The 21,835-nt window shown below is 43.3% G+C and carries 17 protein-coding genes; 8 read left to right on the forward strand and 9 right to left on the reverse strand.

Annotation, left to right across the window (positions count from 1 at the left end):
- Positions 1–105: 105 nt before the first annotated feature.
- Positions 106–2,133, reverse strand: a complete 2,028-nt coding sequence (metG, locus tag BDE27_RS11220) for a methionine--tRNA ligase (RefSeq protein WP_099131931.1) — start codon at positions 2,131–2,133, stop codon at positions 106–108.
- A gap of 183 nt (positions 2,134–2,316) precedes the next feature.
- On the opposite strand from metG, the gene apbC reads away from it, so the two are divergent.
- The 4 genes from apbC to asmA all read left to right on the forward strand — a co-directional run bounded on the left by apbC (position 2,317) and on the right by asmA (position 6,993).
- Positions 2,317–3,429: an iron-sulfur cluster carrier protein ApbC gene (gene apbC, locus BDE27_RS11225; RefSeq protein ID WP_099131932.1), complete on the forward strand. Its 1,113-nt coding sequence runs from the start codon at positions 2,317–2,319 to the stop codon at positions 3,427–3,429.
- Positions 3,430–3,786: 357 nt separating this feature from the next.
- The gene (gene udk, locus BDE27_RS11230) at positions 3,787–4,428 is read left to right on the forward strand and encodes a uridine kinase (RefSeq protein WP_099131933.1); all 642 of its coding nucleotides are present in this window, start codon (positions 3,787–3,789) and stop codon (positions 4,426–4,428) included.
- 47 nt (positions 4,429–4,475) lie between these two features.
- Entirely contained in the window at positions 4,476–5,057 is a 582-nt protein-coding gene (gene dcd / locus BDE27_RS11235; RefSeq protein ID WP_099131934.1) for a dCTP deaminase, read from the forward strand.
- A 64-nt stretch (positions 5,058–5,121) separates the two neighbouring features.
- Entirely contained in the window at positions 5,122–6,993 is a 1,872-nt protein-coding gene (asmA, locus tag BDE27_RS11240) for an outer membrane assembly protein AsmA (protein ID WP_099131935.1), read from the forward strand.
- 89 nt (positions 6,994–7,082) lie between these two features.
- Here the strand turns inward: asmA and BDE27_RS11245 are convergent, their stop codons facing one another.
- On the reverse strand, positions 7,083–10,994 hold the full coding sequence (locus BDE27_RS11245) for a phage tail protein (protein ID WP_167450588.1): 3,912 nt from the start codon (positions 10,992–10,994) through the stop codon (positions 7,083–7,085).
- A gap of 255 nt (positions 10,995–11,249) precedes the next feature.
- Entirely contained in the window at positions 11,250–12,830 is a 1,581-nt protein-coding gene (locus tag BDE27_RS11250) for a TerC family protein (RefSeq protein WP_099131937.1), read from the reverse strand.
- Between the two features lie 290 nt (positions 12,831–13,120).
- Between BDE27_RS11250 and gndA the strand changes: the two genes are divergently transcribed.
- A complete protein-coding gene (gene gndA, locus BDE27_RS11255) occupies positions 13,121–14,527 on the forward strand; it encodes an NADP-dependent phosphogluconate dehydrogenase (protein ID WP_099131938.1) in 1,407 nt (468 codons plus the stop codon).
- Positions 14,528–14,624: 97 nt separating this feature from the next.
- On the opposite strand, the gene BDE27_RS19480 is transcribed toward gndA, so the two are convergent.
- The gene (locus BDE27_RS19480; protein WP_167450578.1) at positions 14,625–14,765 is read right to left on the reverse strand and encodes a hypothetical protein; all 141 of its coding nucleotides are present in this window, start codon (positions 14,763–14,765) and stop codon (positions 14,625–14,627) included.
- An 86-nt stretch (positions 14,766–14,851) separates the two neighbouring features.
- Positions 14,852–15,277: a YbaK/EbsC family protein gene (locus tag BDE27_RS11260; protein WP_120211353.1), complete on the reverse strand. Its 426-nt coding sequence runs from the start codon at positions 15,275–15,277 to the stop codon at positions 14,852–14,854.
- A gap of 239 nt (positions 15,278–15,516) precedes the next feature.
- Between BDE27_RS11260 and yiaY the strand changes: the two genes are divergently transcribed.
- Positions 15,517–16,668, forward strand: coding sequence for an L-threonine dehydrogenase (gene yiaY / locus BDE27_RS11265; RefSeq protein WP_099131940.1), 1,152 nt, complete (start codon positions 15,517–15,519; stop codon positions 16,666–16,668).
- Positions 16,669–16,903: 235 nt separating this feature from the next.
- On the opposite strand, the gene BDE27_RS11270 is transcribed toward yiaY, so the two are convergent.
- Positions 16,904–17,191 carry an ArsR/SmtB family transcription factor gene (locus BDE27_RS11270; RefSeq protein WP_099131941.1) on the reverse strand — a complete coding sequence of 96 codons (288 nt, stop codon included), beginning with the start codon at positions 17,189–17,191 and terminating at the stop codon, positions 16,904–16,906.
- A gap of 121 nt (positions 17,192–17,312) precedes the next feature.
- Here BDE27_RS11270 and BDE27_RS11275 point away from each other — a divergent pair, with 121 nt between their 5' ends.
- Positions 17,313–18,317, forward strand: a complete 1,005-nt coding sequence (locus BDE27_RS11275; RefSeq protein ID WP_099131942.1) for a permease — start codon at positions 17,313–17,315, stop codon at positions 18,315–18,317.
- Positions 18,318–18,405: 88 nt separating this feature from the next.
- A complete protein-coding gene (locus BDE27_RS11280; protein WP_244208767.1) occupies positions 18,406–19,491 on the forward strand; it encodes a methyltransferase domain-containing protein in 1,086 nt (361 codons plus the stop codon).
- Positions 19,492–19,707: 216 nt separating this feature from the next.
- Here BDE27_RS11280 and hisIE read toward each other — a convergent pair whose 3' ends face one another.
- From hisIE to hisA, 3 genes are read right to left on the reverse strand one after another with little or no spacing between them, the layout of a single operon-like run.
- Positions 19,708–20,343 (reverse strand): bifunctional phosphoribosyl-AMP cyclohydrolase/phosphoribosyl-ATP diphosphatase HisIE, encoded by a 636-nt coding sequence (gene hisIE / locus BDE27_RS11285; protein WP_099131944.1) that lies wholly within the window; start codon positions 20,341–20,343, stop codon positions 19,708–19,710.
- A complete protein-coding gene (gene hisF / locus BDE27_RS11290) occupies positions 20,337–21,113 on the reverse strand; it encodes an imidazole glycerol phosphate synthase subunit HisF (protein WP_099131945.1) in 777 nt (258 codons plus the stop codon). The genes hisIE and hisF overlap by 7 nt, the downstream gene beginning before the upstream one ends.
- Positions 21,095–21,832, reverse strand: a complete 738-nt coding sequence (gene hisA, locus BDE27_RS11295; protein WP_099131946.1) for a 1-(5-phosphoribosyl)-5-[(5-phosphoribosylamino)methylideneamino]imidazole-4-carboxamide isomerase — start codon at positions 21,830–21,832, stop codon at positions 21,095–21,097. Before hisA ends, hisF begins: the two co-directional genes overlap by 19 nt.
- Positions 21,833–21,835 lie beyond the last annotated feature (3 nt).

The raw sequence follows: 21,835 nt of genomic DNA on the forward strand, positions 1-21,835 counted from the left end.
AACATTGTGAATGTGCCACACATCACATTAAAAAGCGGGTCTTTTTTGGAACCCGCTTTATTATCTAATTGATAATTAATGATATCTATCAAAGATATGCAACTATCATTTAACCAGCATACCTGGCTGGGCGCCACTATCTGGGCTTAGCAAGAAAATATCTTTTCCACCAGGGCCAGCCGCCATCACCATGCCTTCTGAAATACCGAAGCGCATTTTGCGTGGAGCAAGGTTGGCAACCATCACAGTCAGACGATTTTCCAGTGTCTTAGGATCAGGATAGGCTGAACGAATACCAGAGAAGACTTGGCGAGTCTCACCACCGAGATCAAGTGTTAGTTTCAGTAACTTATCTGAACCTTCGACAAAATCAGCCTGTTTGATTAGGGCAATGCGCAAGTCAACCTTGGCAAAGTCATCAAATGCAATGGTGTCCTGAATTGGATCATCTGCCAGTGGGCCTGTTACGGTTTTTTGTGGTTCGATGCTCTCTTTCGAATCAGCAACCATTGCTTCAATTTTAGCCATTTCGATGCGGTTGAACAGCGCCTTGAATGGTGAAACGTCATGGTTTAACAGAGGCTGCTGGATACTGTCCCAGGTCAGTTCAGTATTCAGGAAGGCTTCTGCTCGTGTGGACAAACCTGGAAGAACAGGTTTCAGGTAAGTCATCAGCACGCGGAACAGGTTAATTCCCATTGAGCAGATTGCTTGCAGATCAGCGTCACGGCCTTCTTGTTTCGCCACAACCCACGGTGCTTGCTCATCAACATAGCGGTTAGCCAGATCAGCCAGTGCCATAATTTCACGGATTGCCTTGCCGAATTCACGGTTGGTAAAGTCTTCTGCGATACCCTGTGCAGCTTCGACAAATTTCTGGTATAGCGCAGGATCAGCGAGTTGGTCTGCCAGTTTGCCCCCAAAGCGCTTGTTGATAAAGCCTGCATTGCGTGAAGCAAGGTTAACCACTTTATTAACGATATCGCTGTTTACACGCTGAACAAAATCTTCCAGATTCAGATCAATATCATCAATGCGGGAAGAGAGTTTTGCCGCGTAGTAATAGCGTAGGCAGTCTGCATCAAGGTGTTTCAGATAAGTACTAGCCTTGATGAAGGTGCCACGAGATTTAGACATCTTAGTGCCGTTAACCGTGATGTAGCCATGGACGAACAGGTTGGTTGGCTTACGGTAATTACAACCTTCCAGCATGGCAGGCCAGAACAAACTGTGGAAATAAACGATATCTTTGCCAATAAAATGGTAGAGATCGGCTTTGGAATCTTTCTCCCAGAATTCATCGAAATTCAGGTCATTACGTTTATCACACAGATTCTTGAACGAGCCCATATAGCCAATGGGAGCATCCAGCCAGACATAGAAATATTTACCTGGCTGATCAGGGATCTCAAAGCCAAAATAAGGTGCATCACGGGTAATATCCCATTGTTGCAGCCCAGCTTCGAACCACTCCTGCATTTTATTTGCCACTTGTTCCTGCAAAGTGCCAGAACGTGTCCATTTTTGCAGCATATCGCTGAAAGCAGGCAGATCGAAGAAGAAATGCTCTGTATCACGCATTTCTGGCGTTGCCCCAGAGACAACGGAACGAGGATTAAGCAATTCCGTTGGAGAATAGGTGGTTCCGCAGACTTCACAGTTATCGCCATACTGATCTTCTGCCTTACATTTCGGGCAGGAGCCTTTGACGAAACGGTCTGGCAGGAACATATTTTTTTCTGGATCATATAATTGAGAAATCGTCCGATTTTTAATGTAACCGTTCTTTTTCAGTTCCAGATAAATTTTGGAGGCAAGCGCTCTGTTCTCTTCGCTGTGCGTAGAGTGGTAATTATCATAGCTAATGGCAAAACCGGCAAAATCCTGCTGATGCTCTAGGCTCACCTTGGCAATCATCTCTTCTGGAGAGATACCACTCTGCTGGGCTTTCAGCATAATTGGTGTACCGTGGGCATCATCGGCACAGACAAAGTGAACCTCTTTGCCGCGCATTCGATGATAACGAACCCAAATATCAGCCTGAATGTGTTCCAGAATATGACCGAGATGAATTGGACCGTTAGCATAAGGTAACGCACAGGTCACCAATAATTTGTTCGCGACTTGAGACATAGTTAGGATCTGACTTCCATAAAGTGAAAAGGGTTTTTGATGTTACCTGATAAGGAGCGTTGCCGCTAGGGTAACGCAAGATCTTCATCACTTTTACTCGTTGCCTTTATCCGAAGTGGTTAGCTTCTGTTATGATGGCCAAAACAGTTTTAGGTTGAAAAAGATAAATCAAAAGGAGCCGGGATGAACTTACAATCCCCCGAGCAGACCAATCCTGACCTGCTGAAAGAACATGTTGTAAAGATATTAACGACATTCAAACATCTGACTTTAGAACAAGATTTGATTGCCCTGAAAGCATTGCATCATTGCACTATGCTGGATGGGATATTGCATATTGAATTGACCATGCCGTTTGTCTGGAAACGCGCCTTCGAAATATTAAAGAAAGAAACCACCCAACCCTTGCAATCTGCGACGGGAGCAAAATCTGTTGAATGGCGATTAACCCACAATATCAGCACATTGTGCCGATCCAATAATCTGCCTGGTGTTAATGGCGTGCGCAATATCGTGGCAGTCAGTTCAGGGAAAGGGGGCGTAGGGAAATCCAGCACAGCGGTGAATCTGGCGCTGGCGCTGGCACAGGAAGGCGCAAAAGTGGGAATTTTGGATGCGGATATTTATGGCCCGTCTATCCCCAATATGCTTGGTACAGCCAAAGAGCGCCCGACTTCCCCTGATGGACAGCATATGGCGCCAATTATGGTTCACAGCATGGCTACCAACTCTATTGGCTACCTTGTTACCGATGATAACGCGATGGTATGGCGTGGACCGATGGCAAGTAAGGCCTTGATGCAGATGCTGCAAGATACGCTGTGGCCGGATCTGGATTATCTGGTGATTGATATGCCGCCAGGAACAGGCGATATTCAACTAACACTGTCCCAGAATATTCCGGTGACGGGGGCGTTGGTTGTCACAACACCGCAGGATATTGCCCTGATCGATGCGATGAAAGGCATCGTCATGTTCCAGAAAGTCAATGTGCCAGTGTTGGGGATTATTGAGAACATGAGTACCCATATTTGCGGTAATTGCGGTCATCATGAGCCAATTTTCGGCACGGGTGGGGCGGCAAAACTGGCAGAAAAATATCATTGCCAATTACTGGGGCAGATCCCGCTGCATATTTCACTGCGTGAAGATCTTGATCGTGGTGAACCAACAGTAATTAGCCAGCCTGACAGTGAATTTGCAGATATTTATCGTGAAATTGCTGCCAATATTTCTGCGAAGATGTATTGGCAGGGCGAAAAAATCCCAACTGAAATTTCTTTTCGTGCAGTTTGATTAATGAGTTTAACCGTATGTAACAGCGGTTGCGTAGAAAATGTTGGTCAATGGCTCAATTGATACGGAGTCATTGATCAGTGCTCAATGCTCAATGTTTTCTCTATTTTCTACCGCAATGTGGCTCCTCATCATCCGAGATCCGGTTGCATATTTTTGTGAAAATTATTTGCAGAATATTTTACCTCAGAGGCATAAAATTGCGGGATTTTTATGCGAAGCGTATCGAAAAAAACGAGACTTATCTTGTTTACTCTGGAATAGAAGTCATTAACTCCCTATAATCCGCCAAACATGGTGTTAGCAAATACCATATTTCTACTTTATTTTTTCTTTTTTAACCAGGTTATTTTTAGTATGGCTGATGAAGCACATAAGTGTACAATCGTAGGTATTTCAGGTGCCTCCGCCTCAGGCAAAAGCCTTATTGCCAGCACACTTTATCGAGAATTACGGGCTCAGGTTGGTGATCACAATATCGGCGTTATTCCAGAAGATTGCTATTATAAAGACCAAACTAACACCCCGATAGAAGAACGTTATAAAGTTAATTATGATCACCCAAATTCAATGGATCACAATTTACTATTCGAACATCTTCAGGCATTGAAAGCTGGAAAATCCATTGAATTGCCACAATATGACTACGTTGAGCACACCCGCAAACCTGAATCCATTCATTTTGAACCGAAAAGAGTTATTATCCTCGAAGGTATTCTACTATTAACAGATAAGCGTCTACGCCAAGAACTGGATTTCTCCATTTTTGTCGATACGCCACTGGATATTTGTTTGATGCGCCGCATCAAACGTGATGTGAATGAACGCGGACGTTCATTGGATTCCGTGATGGAGCAGTACAAGAAAACCGTGCGCCCAATGTTCCTGCAATTTATCGAGCCATCGAAACAATATGCCGATATTATTGTCCCTCGTGGTGGTAAAAACCGCGTGGCCATTGATATTTTAAAAGCCAAGATTGGCCAATTTTGCGAATAATCTGTTGTTCAGGTATTCATAAGTATCATCGTATTTGAGAGGAAATAATGCGACTCTGTGACCGTGACATTATTAAATGGCTAGATGAAGGTAAGCTGGTAATTACCCCTCGTCCCCCTGTTGAACGTATTAATGGGGCAACTGCTGATGTGCGCCTTGGGAATCAGTTTCGTGTTTTTCGTGGTCATACTGCCGCCTATATTGATTTGAGTGGCCCTAAGGCGGAAGTCAATGCGGCACTTGACCGTGTCATGAGCGATGAAATTATTTTGTCAGATGGAGAAGCATTTTTCCTCCATCCTGGCGAATTGGCTTTGGCAGTAACACTGGAATCTGTCACACTTCCGGATAATTTAGTCGGTTGGTTGGATGGTCGCTCATCTTTGGCACGCCTTGGTTTGATGGTTCATGTTACTGCGCATCGCATTGATCCAGGTTGGCAGGGGCAAATTGTCCTGGAATTCTACAATTCAGGCAAACTGCCTTTAGCCTTGCGTCCTGGTATGGTAATAGGTGCATTGAGTTTTGAACCGCTTTCTGGCTCTGCTGAGCGACCTTATAACCGACGTCAGGATGCTAAATATAAAAATCAGCAGGGAGCCGTAGGTAGCCGAATCAGTGAGGATTAATCTTTTCTGGTAAAAGCCTTCTGGTGAAAAATAGTCTTCTTGTGAACATGAGACTGGGGAAGTCATGAAAAGGTTGTTGACGACACTCATTATTTTGTTGGTAGTCATTGTGGCCGGCCTGACAGCATTGGTTATGTTGGTTAATCCCAATGATTTTCGTGGCTACATAGTTAAACAAGTACAAAAGAAGAGTGGCTACCAGCTCGTGTTGCGGGATGACTTGCGCTGGCATGTTTGGCCCAAGTTAAGCATTCTGACCGGTGAGATCTCTCTGACTGCTGAGAATGCCAAGGTACCGACCATTGTGGCCGAAAATATGCGTCTGGATGTGGAGTTGCTGCCACTGCTGTCTCATCAACTCTCAGTCAAAGAAGTGATGTTGAAAGGGGCTGTTTTGCAGTTCACACCGGATAGCCAGCCGAAAAAGCAGCCAGAAGCCCCAATTGCGCCGGAAAGTGATATTCATTATCCAGTCGTCACGGGAAGCCAGGCTTGGAAACTGGATATTGCCAGAATCAGGTTAGTGGATAGCTTACTGATCTGGCAAACCAACGAGCATTCTCAATTAAATGTCCGTGATCTCAATTTGTTGTTGGAGCGAAGTGATCAAGATCACGTTAGCCTTAGCCTCCGCAGTGAAATCAATAAAAATCAACAAGAGCTGTCATTTGAACTCAATTCGTTGGTAGATATCTCTGATTATCCACAGCAGCTATCGGTCGACATTAATTCTTTTGAATACCAATTCCAGGGTATTGGGTTACCGTCTGCGGGTATCCAAGGAACGGGCAGTGCCATAGTGAAATATCAGGCTGCACTTGAATCAATTGTGTTGCAAAAAATGGTATTGACGATGAATGACGGGAATGAGCTGAAAGGGAATATTACTGCCGTTTTGCAAGATAAGCCGCGATATTCCATCAATCTGAGTTCGTCAAAGTTCAATTTAGATAACCTGTTGGGGTGGGATGCTTTACCGAAAAAGACGCCTCAGGCAAAGCATGATTATCGGGTTGAAAATAATTCCTTAAAACCGGTGATTGCAACGTCGGTTTCGGTATTATCTAATTATGACCTTACCTTTTTGCAAGGGTTTGATGCTGATATCTCATTTATGGCAGATAAATTCATTTATCAGGGCATGGATGTTAATCATTTTGGCCTGCAAGCGAGTAATAACAGTGGCCTTACGGAAATCACAAAATTAAGTGGCAATGTGTTTGGTGGACATTTTGCGCTACCGACTTCAATTGATGCCACAGTTGTTCCTGCGAAACTGCACACAAAGCCGCTCTTGCAAGGGATTGAGATACAACCTTTGTTAACTGCATTGGCATTGCCATCGATATTCAACGGTCAGCTTAATGTTGATGGTGATCTTTGGGGAGAAGGTTATGACGAGTATGCTATTTCTCATTATTGGCAAGGTGATTTGAATATCGATTTAAAAAACGCGCGGTTGGAAGGATTGAATATTCCTCAGCTTATTCAACAATCTTTTGCACGAGCAACAAATCAAGTCAGCCAACCTACAAATACAGATGATTTCACTGAAGCTAAAAGCATGTCGGTAAAAGCACAACTGGAGCGCGGTGAGATTAAAATCAGTGAACTTGCGGCAACTTCAGGCATGTTCAATATTAGAGGGCAGGGGAAAGCCAATTTACTGAAGCAAAACACCGATGTTTCATTATGGGTGCAATTAACCAATGGATGGGGTAAGCAGAACGAATTAGTACGTCGTTTGGCGCAGTTAAAAATCCCACTGCGGGTTTATGGTGACTGGAACAACCTGCAATATGCGTTGAATGTAGAACCCATGTTACGTGATGAATTACAGCAGAAGGCCAAAAAATCGATCAAAGATTGGCTTGAAAATAATAGCAGTAAGGAAAACATTAAAGCGTTGGAAGATCTACTGGATAAAAATAAGTGATCGCTTCGGCGATCACCTATTTTACTGAGGGTTATAACGAAACTATTCCATTTTAAAGTGATGGATTAGTGTTGAACTTACTGTTTCTATCAATACCCTATAACCTGATAATAGAAGTTTGGAACCCAACCTAATTGAGGCGTCGTGATAGATATTGTTAAGGTGTCTTTCGACAAACCATCCCCGTTTGCATTGCCGCGTTGTGTTTTGACATCAGCCAGATAACTGGGGCGTTGATTATCAAAATTATCTCCGACAACACTTGCCTGACATGAGATGATGCCATTTGGCAAAGTAGTGGGCAGTTTGATTTTGTAGAAGTGGGTATAGTAAGTCACTCCGCCGATCTCGGCTGCATGAGAATCCCCAATGGGTTCACTACCTACCGCAACCCCATTTATCACGAATATCTCACCCAGCTTGATAATGGTGTGCTCGTCTATGATTCGACGTGACTCAATACCTAATCCAATCAGATTACCCAAGCCTAAATTTCTTACAAAGGCTTGTTTATCAGGAATATCCGCCCCGTTTTTGCTTTTCGCCAGTCGGCTATCCGCGTTAGCTTTTGCTGCTATCGCATTGGTATTGGCATCACTCGCTAATGTTTCAACTTTGCTGATGCGAGTATCAACCTCTACTTTGCTATAAGCGCCTACATCAGAAGCGGTAAGTTTAATATCGGATAACAGGGCTTTACCATTGACGGTGCGTGTGAGTGGGACTCGGCTATCTGCATTGTTATTCGCTTTATTTGCCAGACCTTTAATATCTTCAAGGCGACTTTCTACCTCTACTTTAGTATAGGCATTCACATCAGAGGCCGTCAGATCAATATCGGATAACAGAGCCTTGCCATTCACAGTGCGAGTCAATGGGACTTTGTGCTCCGCAGTGTTATGGGCATTATTGGCTGTCTCCTTAACTTCATCGATAAGGATGTTAATCTCCGCCTTGTTATAGGTATCGACATTGGCTGCGGTGAGTTCAATATCTGTTGACAGTTCTTTGCCGTTGATCTTACGGGTTAATGGCACTTTGCTGTCAGCAAGTTGAACAGCAGAGTTCGCTGTCTGGTTGGCGGCATCAGCCAGTTTTTCAACTTTGCCGATACTATCATCGAGTTCCGCTTTATTGTAAGTACCAACATCAACGGCATGTAGCTCAATATCAGTTAACAGTTCTTTGCCATTCACTTTACGAGTTGATGGCACTTTGTTATTGGCATCTTTACTCGCTGTCTCGGCTTTGTTATAGGCAGATTCTGCCAGCTTATCGACCTTACCTATACGATCATCGATTTCTACTTTGTTATAAGTACCAACATCAGCCGCAGTCAGCTCAATATCAGTTAACAGCTCTTTGCCATTAACTTTGAGAGTTGATGGGACGCTGTTACTAACACCTTTAAGGGCGTCATTTGCATGCTGATTGGCAGTATCTGCCAGGGACTTAACATCCTTGATCTGGGCGTCAGTTTCGCCTTTGTTATAGGCATCAACATCTGCCGCAGTTAATTGAATATCTGCTGATAGCTCTTTGCCATTGATTTTACGGGATTCTGGGACTTTTTTGTCAAGCTCTTGAATGGCGAGACTAGCGTTATTATTGGCAGTATTAGCCAGTTGTTGAACATTGTCGACTTGTGCTTTAACGCCGTTGATAAGGTCATCCGTTTCCTTCTTATTGTAAGCATGAATATCGGATGCTGTCAGTTCAATATCCGTTATCAGTTCCTTGCCATTGACTTTACGGGTTGATGGGACTTTATCCTTGGCAGCTTGAATTGCGATATTGGCGTTGTTATTGGCAGTTTCTGCCAGTTTGTCAACCTTGCCGACACGGTCATCAATCTCTGCTTTGTTATAGGTATCAATATCCGCTGCGGTCAGTTGAACATCCGCTGACAGCTCTTTGCCATTGACTTTGCGGGAGAGTGGTACTTTGTTATCGGCACTGTTAAGAGCAGCATTTGCCTGCTGGTTGGCAGTTTCTGCCAGTTTGTCAACCTTGCTGACACGGTCATCAATCTCGGCTTTGTTATAGGTATCAATATCCGCCGCAGTCAGTTGAACATCGGTTGACAACTCTTTGCCATTAACCTTACGGGTTAACGGGACTTTGCTATTAGCATCTTTAATCGCGGTATTGGCATTGTTATAGGCAGATTCTGCCAGCTTATCAACTTTACCGACGCGGTCATCGATTTCCGCTTTATTGTAAGTATCGACATCCGCTGCAGACAGCTCAATGTCAGTTAACAGCTCTTTGCCATTAACTTTGCGAGTTGATGGGACGCTGTTATTAACACGTTGAAGGGCGTCATTCGCCTGCTGATTGGCAGTTTCTGCCAGTTTGTCAACCTTGCTGACACGGTCATCAATCTCGGCTTTGTTGTAGGTATCAATATCCGCCGCAGTCAGTTGAATATCTGCTGACAGCTCTTTGCCATTGACTTTACGGGTTAACGGGACTTTACTCTTAGCGTCTTGGGTTGCGGTATTGGCATTATTATTGGCGTTTTCAGCTAAATTATTAACATTGTCGATCTGTACTTTGACATCTTTGATGATGGCATCAGTTTCTTCTTTACCATAGGCACCAACATCAACTGCGCGTAATTCAATGTCAGATAATAGCTCTTTGCCATTGATTTTGCGGGATTCCGGGACTTTGTTCTTAGCATCTTGAATAGCCGTATTGGCGTTGTTATTGGCAGTTTCCGCTAGCTTCTCAACATTACCGATACGATCATCGATTTCTACTTTATTGTAAGTACCGACATCAGCCGCACCCAATTCAATATCGGTTGTTAACTCTTTATTATTGATTTTGCGGGATTCTGGAACTTTCTTGCTAAGCTCTTGAATGGCAGTGTTGGCGTTGTTATTGGCGGTGTCAGTTGCTTGCTGAACTGTGTTGATGCGATCGTCAATTTCTTTCTTATCGTAAGTGCCGACATCATTTGCTGTTAATTGGATGTCTATTAGCAACTCTTTGTTGTTGATCTTGCGACTTAATGGGACTTTCTTATCCAACTGTTTAAGGGCTTCGTTGGCATTCTCATTAGCAGTGTTAGCCGATTTATCAACGTTTGCGATAAGCCCATCGACTTCCTGCCTGGTGTAGGCATTCACATCATGTGCGGTAATTCCGATATCGCTTATCAGCTCTTTTCCGTTGATTTTACGGGATAATGGAACCTTAGTGCTTACCTGATCAAGTGCTTTATTGGCTGTTTGGCTGACCCTATCGACAAGGGAGTCTGTTTGAATTTTGTCATAGGCGCCGACATCCGTTGCTGTCAGTTCAATATCTTTGGACAGTTCCTTACCATTAACTTTGCGCGTTGATGGTACATATTTATTTGTCGAGAGTATCGAATTAACCGACTCATTGGCTTGATTGGCTAATTCATATGCTATTTTTACTGCCTTGGGTGTTGCAGCATGAACTTCGCTATCACTGCCGACTTCATTACTTAACGCAACAAATCCTCTTTTTCCTAAGGTAGCACTTGGGTGGTCACGGCTTTCGGCGTGTTCTTTAATTTTTTCTCTCACATAACTGCGAGATGCGAAACCGGAAAGCAGTTCTTTTATCCATCCTGTCAGGCCACTGTTGTTAACCGTCAGAGCCATACGGATAGCTTGTTCCTGAGATTCTGGTTTGTAGAGTTCGGCACAATTTCCTACCGCAATTAGTGTGCCATCTTTATCGAATAGGCCAATTTCACGAACCCACCAATTACCTTCACCTTCAGGAAGTATTTGTTCGGCGATAACTTGGGCGGGTGTTTGGGGATTGATGAGTAAGGCATCAAGTTCAGCGCGATGTTTTTCATTAATCAATCCGGATTGGTTGACATTGGGTGTAGGTGAACTGCCACCACCATCACCTACAGCCATATGGGTAATCTCAAGTTTGATACCTGATGAGGCTGCTTTTTCCAGTTTTTCTGTGCCAGCCTGTGTCAATAATGCAAAATATTCTGTACTCATATAAACCCTCACTTTATCAACAATAAATAGGTGTATTGCTAACCTAGCCGCAAGAGATCTTTTGTAGAGCTCTTGGGCCATATGAAGGCGGTATGACATCTCCGCTAACTACCATGGAACGGGTTTATTGTACTTAGGGTAATCATGAACAAATACTTTAAAAATTAAATGAAACTGATAAAACTTATAGGAATAAAAAAAACCGGACTTATGCCGGTTTTTTCTCAGTAGGCGATATCGTTTTAATATCGTGGGTTATATTTCTGCCATTTCTTCAATGGTCAGTGGGGTAATTTTCACTTTATTGATGCGGTGGCTGGTGATTTCCAGCGCTTCAAACAGATAGTCACTAATCTTCAATTGCTCGCCCTGTCGCGGAATGTGTTGCAGATGTTCCATCAACAAGCCTGCTAGTGTCTGGTATTCCCGTTTTTCATCCAATGGCAGCGGCACATAAAGCACCAAATCTTCCAGTGGCATAAATCCATTGGCGATCCAATATCCCTCTTCCATGACCTGAATATCATGGCGCGCATCGATCTCTCCGCTGCCTACAGGAAGGTTACCTGTAATGGTTTCCATCACATCGGTTACCGTAACCACCCCTTCGACAGACCCGAACTCATCGACAACAAAGGCAAAATGAGTTTGCGCTTTACGGAACTGTTCCAGTGCCTGTAGCAAGGAGAGCGATTCCGGGAAAATCAACGGTTGCTGGACTAACTTCCTTAAATCGAAAGTATTGTGAGTCAGTTGTTGATTAAGGATATCAATCACATGTACCACGCCAAGTGGTTCGTCACCACTCTGTTCATCTGTAACTACAATTCGCGTATGTGGTTTTTGTTCCAGTAAGGTAGTCAATTTTTCCGTAGGGGAATGGACATCAAGATAAATCACATCATGGCGTGAAGTCATGATGCTACTGACGGTACGTTGTGCCATGCTGAGAACGCGGGCAATCATCTGGCGTTCCTGGGGCTCAAAGATTTCTTTGCTATCTGTATGATCTGCAATCAGGTCAGAAGTATGGTTATCCAACGCAGCGTTTTCACGTTTGCCATTTAAAATGTGAAGAACAGCTTCTGCGGTTCTTTCGCGCAGGGAGCGGGAAGCGCTCAAAAACTTGCGGCGATTGAACTGAGCGAACTGGTTCAGTGCTTCAATCATGATGGAGAAGCCGATGGCAGCATAGAGATAGCCTTTCGGAATATGATAGCCAAAGCCTTCTGCAACCAGGCTAAAGCCAATCATTAGTAAGAAGCTGAGACACAGGATCACGATTGTGGGATGTGCATTGACAAATTTTGTCAGCGGTTTGCTGGCCCATATCATCAGGATCATAGCAATAGTTACAGCCGCAATCATGATACCAATGTGGTTGACCATTCCTACGGCGGTGATAACAGAATCCAGAGAAAATACTGCATCTAAGACGATAATTTGCACAACAACTGCCCAGAAGCTAGCTCCTTTGCGTTGTTGGTTAGTATGCAAGGTTTTTCCTTCTAACCGTTCATTCAATTCCATTGTCGCTTTGAACAGCAAGAAGATCCCCCCTATCAACATAATTAAATCACGGGCACTGAAAGGGTGTTCCCATAAAGTAACCAAGGGATTAGTCAGGGAAATGAGCCAGGATAAGCTGAATAGCAACAATATCCTCATAAGAAGGGCGCAGGAAAGCCCTGTCAGGCGAGCTTTATCTCTCTCTTTTTCAGGTAGTTTATCTGCCAGAATGGCAATGAATATTAAGTTGTCTATTCCGAGAACAATTTCTAAAACGATAAGTGTGGCCAGACCTGCCCATATCGTCGGATCAGCGATCCATTCCATATAATTTGTTTTACCTTTTAGTGGGACGGCATTTGCCGACTATTAAATAATGCGTATTGAAATGCGAAATATCAATAGTTGATTTGTCTCAGTTGGAAATTTTTTCAGCAAAAAAACGTTACGCCGATATCGATTGCATCAATAACTACCGTCAATGGCCTTTCCTGAGTTAACATATGACTTCATTAACAAATTGCCCGCCCTGTTTTGTTGCATACGGTATGTATTACATTTGGTATTGCGTATAGCATCTTGGGTGGGCGGCAGTCATTATTAGACGGGAGTTATTCATGTCCAAACAGCAGATCGGTGTTGTCGGTATGGCGGTAATGGGGCGCAACCTGGCGTTGAATATTGAAAGCCGTGGTTACTCTGTATCTATTTTTAACCGCTCCAGCGATAAAACAGATGAAGTTATTGCTGAAAATCCAGGGAAAAAATTAGTTCCAAGTTATTCCATTGAAGAGTTTGTCGATTCGCTGGAAAAGCCACGTCGTATTCTGTTGATGGTTAAGGCGGGTGAAGCTACGGATAAAACCATTGCATCACTGATGCCACATTTGGATAAGGGTGACATTCTGATCGATGGTGGCAACACCTATTTTCAGGATACTATTCGCCGTAACCGTGAGTTGTCCGCTCAGGGCATTAATTTTATCGGTACGGGGGTTTCTGGTGGTGAAGAAGGCGCATTGAAAGGCCCTTCAATTATGCCGGGTGGTCAAAAAGAGGCTTATGAGTTGGTGGCTCCAATTCTGAAAGAGATCGCTGCTCAGGTTGATGGCGAGCCTTGTGTGACTTACATCGGGGCAGATGGTGCAGGTCATTATGTGAAGATGGTTCATAATGGCATTGAATATGGTGATATGCAGCTAATTGCAGAAGCTTATTCTCTGTTGAAAAGCGCATTGAACCTGAGCAATCAGGCGTTGGCTGACGTGTTCAGTGATTGGAACCAAGGTGAACTAAGCAGTTACTTGATCGAAATTACTGCCGACATTTTTCGTAAGCAAGATGAAGACGGGAAATATCTGGTTGACGTGATTCTGGATGAAGCGGCCAACAAAGGCACCGGTAAGTGGACTAGCCAAAGCTCGTTGGATCTGGGTATTCCAGTAACACTCATCACAGAATCTGTCTTTGCACGCTATATTTCTTCCCTGAAAGATCAGCGCGTAGCTGCATCCAAAGTTCTGTCAGGCCCAGAAGTTCAGCCATTCAATGGAGATAAGGCTGAATTTATCGAGAAAGTCCGCCGTGCTCTGTATTTGGGTAAGATTGTTTCTTATGCGCAAGGCTTTCAGCAGTTGAAAGCGGCATCGGATGAGTACAACTGGGATCTGAACTATGGCGAAATTGCTAAGATCTTCCGTGCTGGTTGTATTATTCGTGCGCAATTTCTGCAAAAAATCACCGATGCATACAATGAAAACTCAGCTATCGCTAACCTGCTTTTAGCGCCTTACTTCAAACAAATCGCAGATGAATATCAGCAAGCTCTGCGTGATGTTATTTCTTACGGTGTGCAGAATGGTATCCCAACACCAACATTCTCTGCTGCTATCTCTTATTACGACAGCTATCGTTCTGCTGTATTGCCGGCTAACCTGATTCAGGCACAGCGTGATTACTTTGGTGCGCACACTTACAAGCGTACTGATAAAGAAGGTGTTTTCCACACTGAATGGTTGGACTAATCATTAAATATCTTTATAAGATATAAAATATTCCCAAAGTAAGGTGCTGAGTTTTCAGCACCTTTTTTGTGAAATGACGTGAAGTAAAAGTAAAGTATCAATTTGGAGGTTGCCACTTAAGTAATCGTTGGGCAAATCTCTCCAACCAGTGTGCTATCTCTGCATCGTGGAGATAAAGAAATACAGCGAGGCTGAGGATAGCGAGGCTGAGTATTACCAGAACAAAAATATTATTCATATAATAATCACCCATCTTTTGCCTGGTTAAATTATAGCAAAATTTAAGTTGTTTTTAATTTATTGGGCATTTTCTTAAGGCTATCTTTAATCGATTATTTTCCGAAAGGTAATTAATTCTGGCATAGCGATGCGACGGTAATCTGCTGCATTCAAAATAATTGAACGCTCCAGACTACCTGCATTAAATGCCAATTCCTCATAGCGTTCAAATAAAAGCGGATCGGCAACCAATTTCAGATCTGGATGAAAACTAAATGGTGGGATGGCACCAAAAACACAAAGGGTCAATTCAGAAACCTCTTTTGGGCTTGCTAAAGATGCTCGGCTCCCTCCTATTTGTTTGGCAAGAATAGCAAGATCAGCTTGTTGGTCAGCAGGTAAGACAGCAAGGACATATTGTCGGTAACCATTTCCTTTCACATGGCAAACCAGGCCTTTAGCACCTTGCCCTAGCTGGGTTCCCCGTATTTTTGCCACTTCTTCTGAACGGCCGCCAGTAGCGTGTTCCATGACTTGATAGCGGGCATTGTTGTTGTCTAATAGGGTAGTGAGGCGTTCAAAAGATGTCGTTTTTTAGCAAAATATTCTCCTGTATAAACTCAAAGTAAAAATTGATACCTATTTTTTCCGTCTTGCATCAGCAATTATTGATTCTGGTCAACATTACTGGGGTAGATAAGTGTCACATTGTAATTCCAGTTTTTTACACTAAGATTTGGAATACTTCAGTAAAATCTAAGGAGTTTCAAATGGCAGCATCAACTTTCTTTATCCCACCAGTGAATAAAATCGGTATGGGATGCATGACTGAAGCTGTAGAATTAATGAAAAATTATGGCTACAGACAGGCTTTGATTGTCACTGACCGCGTGTTAAACGAGATTGGTGTTGTTGGAAAAGTTCAGGCTTTGCTGGCAGATGTTGGGATAAAAAGTGCAATTTATGATGGAACAAATCCAAATCCAACTACGATTAATGTTGGGGAAGGTTTGGAGATCCTGCGCCAGCATAACTGTGATTGTGTGATCTCTTTAGGTGGTGGTTCACCGCATGACTGTGCCAAAGGTATTGCGCTGGTGGCAGCTAATGGCGGAGATATTCGTGATTATGAAGGGGTTGATCGTTCGGCTAAACCACAGCTACCTCTGATTGCCATCAATACTACTGCGGGAACAGCTTCTGAAATGACGCGTTTCTGTATTATTACGGATGTTGAACGTCATATCAAAATGGCCATTGTGGATAAAAATGTAACGCCTATTTTGTCAGTCAATGATTCTGTCCTGATGGCAGGGATGCCAAAAGGATTGACCGCTGCAACAGGAATGGATGCATTGACTCATGCGATTGAGGCTTATGTCTCTACGGCGGCAAACCCCATTACTGATGCTTGCGCCTTGAAAGCGGTGACAATGATTAGCAATTATTTGCGCCGTGCGGTTGAAGATGGTAATGATATGGAAGCGCGTGAGAATATGGCTTATGCCCAATTCTTGGCTGGCATGGCATTCAATAATGCCTCTTTGGGATATGTCCATGCCATGGCACACCAGTTAGGTGGATTTTATGATTTGCCACACGGTGTCTGCAATGCGGTTTTATTGCCACATGTACAGAGATTCAATGCAAAAGTTTCTGCTGCTCGTTTGAGAGATATTGCGGCGGCTATGGGCGTTGAGGTTGGAGCTTTAAATGATACGCAAGGTGCTGAAGCTTGTATCCATGCAATCAGTGAATTGGCAAAAGATGTGAATATTCCATCAGGTTTGTCTGAATTGAATGTAAAAGAGGAAGATTTGCCAATATTAGCAACTAATGCGTTGAAAGATGCCTGTGGTTTCACCAATCCCATTCAGGCATCACATGAAGAAATCGTTGTTATCTTTAAGGCAGCAATGTGATTCACTGAGTCGTGGTTTTAATCACTGAATGTTCTAGTCACATCACGATCCACTGACAAGCCTCATTATTTTCTACGGGATTTGTCAGTGGGTTGAAATATGTCTTAACGAAATGCCATGTTCTTCCTTTCAGGTCTACTGTGGCTTTATTTCATATACCGGATGAAAATATTATCTTCTACTATCACCATTATGCTTTACATAATCCATATGATTGTTCGGTGAAGTGTTCGAGTTAAATCCCTACGCAACATTCTTCTTGTAAGAAGTTGATCAGATTTCCCAAGTGCTGATAATCAGGTATACATACGATAGTACGGCTGTGTTTCTCTTGACGAATTAGTCCGACCTTCACCATACGGTTGAGATGATGTGACAGTGTTGAAGGGGGAATATCTAAAGCTTTCTGAATTTCCCCTACCGAGGCTCCTTTATGGCCAGCCTTAACTAAAAACCGGAATACAGCTAATCGGTGACAATTCCCCAGTTCCGCCAGACTTGCTGCGACTTCTTCGTGTTTCATACGCGTCTCTAAATCCAAAATTCTATGTTTCTAGAAATATACTTGACAGAAATTGCAATGGCAATCTATCATCCTTAACAATTCCATACTACTAGAAATATAGATATATTAAGGATCTGGTATGTCTTCTCAATTACAAGAAACCCTAAACATGTTTGTCTTCCTCGCCATAGAGTTATCAGCCTTGTTTATTGGTATCAGTTTGTTGGTTGGTATTCTCCAGCGGCATATACCTCCATCCAAGGTGGAAGCGTTACTGAGTGCTAACCGGAAAAGGGGATATTTTCTGGCTGCTGCCCTCGGATCTATCACTCCTTTCTGTAGTTGTTCGACTATTCCTATGTTGAAAGGGTTAATTCGAGCCAAAGCTGGTTTTGGTCCAATGATGGTATTTTTATTTTCTTCCCCACTATTGAATCCCATCATCGTTGTATTATTTGTTGCTACTTTTGGTCTGATGCTAACAGCTATTTACGTACTCTCTGCCTTTCTGGTGTCATTGGGTGCCGGATGGTTGCTACAAATATTGGGATTTGAACGTTATGTACGCCACGAAGAGACATCTAGTTGCGGAGTTTCTAAGAGTAGTTGTGACGTTAAGCCAGCGGTATCAAACAGTTGTGAAGCAATGGCAGCTCCCTGTTGTTCTGCTACCCAGATGATCACGCAATCTACAGGTTGCTGCGATAACCAAACCACTAAAGCGGTTCGTCCAAAAAGTAAGTATAGCGGTCTGTGGCAGGAAGCTTGGGCAGATTTTAAGAATGTATTACCTTATTTATTCATCGGCATAGCAATAGGTAGTGTGATTTATGGCTATGTTCCTACTAGTCTGCTTGAAAAATATGCTGGCTCAGATAATCCTTTTGCTATCCCAGTTGCTGCTGTCATTGGGATACCACTATATCTTCGTGCCGAAGCTTTGATACCGCTTTCAGCAGCTTTGATGACGAAAGGGGTCAGTGTCGGAGCGATTCTGGCGTTAATTATCGGTGGTGCTGGCGCCAGCCTGACCGAGCTAATTTTATTACGCTCCTTGTTCACATTTAAGCTTTTGGCGGCCTTTGTCGCTGTTATCCTTGCGATGGCAATGATAGCAGGTTACGCGGCTTTACTATTTTTCTGAATGTTCATCAAATAAACGTATTAGGTCGATCGTTATTAGAATTATGTCAGGACTAAGGTTGGGTTTTATTTGAGGTTATAGGAATAGAATGATGAAAACTAAAGAACAACAGTTGTCTCAGCGAGTTGAAAATGTACAAAATTACTACGGTACAACGCTTTCGAGCAAGGAAGACCTGGTAACTAATGTTTGTACTGTAGATGAACCACCTTCTGACGAGATCAAAGCTATATTAAAGGCAATCCACCCAGATGTGCAGCAGCGTTTTTATGGCTGTGGTACTCCTTTTCCTCCTTTACTGGCTGGATCAACCGTGTTGGATTTAGGTTGCGGTAGCGGGAGAGATTGCTTCATTTTATCTAAGCTGGTAGGGCCAGAAGGGAAAGTTATCGGTGTAGATACGACTCTTAAGCAAATTGAATTTGCCAAGAGTTACATCGAATATCACCGAGAAGCCTATGGTTATAGCGAAAGTAATGTACATTTTATACACGGTAATATTGAATCCTTGGATCTACTCAATTTACCGCAGAATAATGTTGATGTCATAGTCTCCAATTGTGTCATTAACTTAGCTGCTGCAAAATCTGATGTGCTTCAGGGCATGGTCCGGTTGCTCAAACCTGGTGGAGAAATTTATTTTGCTGATATTTTCTCTGATCGCAGACTCTCCCAAGAGTTGAAAAATGATCCATTTCTGATTGGAGAATGTATTGGTGATGTATTGTATTATGGCGACTTTGTGCGAATAGCGCGTGATGCAGGTTTTCGGGATATACGAATTGTTGCAAGCAATCTAAAGACTATTAGCAACAAATCCATTGAAGAAAAGCTGGGTGGTGCAAGACTATATTCAATGACTCTTAGGTTATTTAAGATTGATCTAGAAGATAGTTGCGAAGATTATGGTCAAGTCGCTATATACAGAGGTAATCTCCCTGATTCCCCTATTCGCTTTATGTTTGATCAAGAACATGTATTTGAAACAGGGAAAGCGGTGCCAGTATGCCGGAATATGGCAGATATCATTTGTAAAAGTCGATACCATAACTTATTTAGTGTGATTGGTGAAGGCCATATACATTATGGAATTTTTAACTGTGGAACAGCTTCAAGCAATTCTGCTGTCTCAGTTGAGGTTCCCATAAGCGCACCAGGTGGTTGTTGCTGCTAAACAGAGTAAATAGAATTCTCTAATTATCACTGACAATGGATTTACAATTTGCTTAGGTGTTTTGAGTAGTAGAATTTGAATAGCCACATTATTATTGTTGTGACATCCTATCTCAGATATAACAGGTTATCTAATAGGGCAGTGAGAAGCCACTTCGCACATATAGCTTGGCGAAGTGGCTGTTATTTTTCTAGGCCATTATTCCTGTACCGAAAATTATTCCTTGGCTGAGTGCCGCTGCCGCAATTGGCGGATGATGCTACTGAGATCGAGCTTTTGATCCTGGAGTAAAACCAGCAGATGATAGAGCAAATCTGCGGCTTCGTTAGTCAACTCTTCTCGATCATTGACTGTCGCTGCTAATGCGGTCTCGATGCCTTCTTCGCCCACTTTTTGGGCGATGCGTTTTGTGCCGCTGGCATATAAACGAGCCGTATAGGAACTGTCTGGCGAGGCATTTTTTCGGCTTGCCAATAATTGTTCCAATTCATAGAGAAAACCCCATTCAGTTTGCGCAGGAGCAAAACAGCTTTCACTGCCTTTATGACAAGTGGGGCCAATAGGCTCGACTAAGGCTAGCAGGGTGTCGTTGTCACAGTCGGGATAAATATCGACCAGATTCAGAAAGTGGCCGGAGCTTTCGCCTTTTGTCCATAATCGCTGTTTAGTGCGGGAAAAAAAGGTTACTTTGCCAGAATTAAGCGTAACATTCAGTGCCTCCTGATTCATGTAACCCATCATTAACACGGTTCCTGAGGTGGCATGTTGGACGATGATGGGCATCAGATTATCCACTTTTTTCCAATTCAGTTTCTCAATTTCTTGGGTTGTTAATTGTCGTGCTGTCAGCATGTTCTAACCTCGATACCCTGTGTAGCAAGATATTGTTTAAGTTCACTGATATTAATGATCTGCTTGTGAAAAACCGAGGCAGCCAAAGCACCATCAACCTTTGCCAATTGAAAAGCATCGAGGAAATGTTCCGGTGCTCCAGCGCCTCCAGACGCAATTAATGGTACAGAACAGACATCACGCACTAATTTCAGTTGGGTAATATCATAACCATTACGGACACCATCCTGGTTCATCATATTCAGGACGATTTCACCCGCACCGCGTAGTTGGACTTCTTTGATCCAATCCAATGTTTGCCAGTGTGTTACGGCTGTGCGTTTTTCATCCCCTGTAAATTGGTAAACTTGATAACTGTTCGTATTCTCATCAAACCATGTATCAATACCCACTACGACACATTGCACACCGTAGCGATCAGCCAGACGGTTAATTAAACCTGGATCAGCCAGAGCTGGGGAGTTAATGGAAATTTTATCTGCACCGAATGCTAAAATTTGTCCCGCTTCTTCGACGGTTTTAATACCACCGGCTACGCAGAAAGGGATGTCGATAACTTCAGCGACTTTTGCCACCCAGCTTTTATCTACCACACGGCCATCGGAGGAAGCAGTAATATCGTAAAATACTAATTCGTCAGCCCCCTCCTGAGCATAACGCTGTGCGAGAGGAACAATATCACCGATAATTTCATGGTTACGGAATTGTACGCCTTTGACGACTTGTCCATCACGGACATCCAGACAGGGAATTATGCGTTTTGCCAACATTGAATAGCCTCCGTCAGGGTAAATTTTCTTTCCAGTAATGCGCGCCCGACAATGACACCTGCCACACCAGAAGCAGGCAGGAGAGAGATATCGGTGAGACTACCAATACCACCAGAAGCTTGAAATTGGATTTGCGGATATTGCTGGCTGATTTCTTGATAGAGCACAATATTAGATCCGTTTAATGTGCCATCACGGGAAATATCGGTACATAAAACATGTTTTAGTCCAACAGGGAGATATTGTTCAATAACATATTCAAGGGTAGTGTTGCTGTTTTCTTGCCAACCGCTAATGGCGACTTGTTTTATCCCATCTGCATTGATGCGGACGTCCAGTGCCAGCACAATTGCCTCTGCCCCGTGGTTTTGCAACCATTGTTTGACTAATTCGGGCCGTGTAATGGCAGTGGAACCAATGACAACTCGGCTTGCACCTGCTTCAAGTAGTGTTTTTATATCTGCCTCTGAACGAATTCCACCGCCAACTTGAACGGGCACAGTAACGCCTGCCAATAGCGCTTTTAAGAGGACAATTTGGCGTTTGGCAGGATCTTTTGCACCAGTCAGATCCACTAAATGCAGTAACTTAGCACCTTCCTGTTCATATTGCTGTAAGCGAGAGAGTGGAGAGTTGCCATAATCCCGACGTTGGTCATAATCTCCCTGATGTAAACGCACCACATTGCCATCGATTAAATCTAATGCAGGTATGATCATGTG

It is taken from the genome of Xenorhabdus ehlersii (assembly GCF_003610465.1).
GTDB classification, from domain to species: Bacteria; Pseudomonadota; Gammaproteobacteria; order Enterobacterales; family Enterobacteriaceae; genus Xenorhabdus; species Xenorhabdus ehlersii.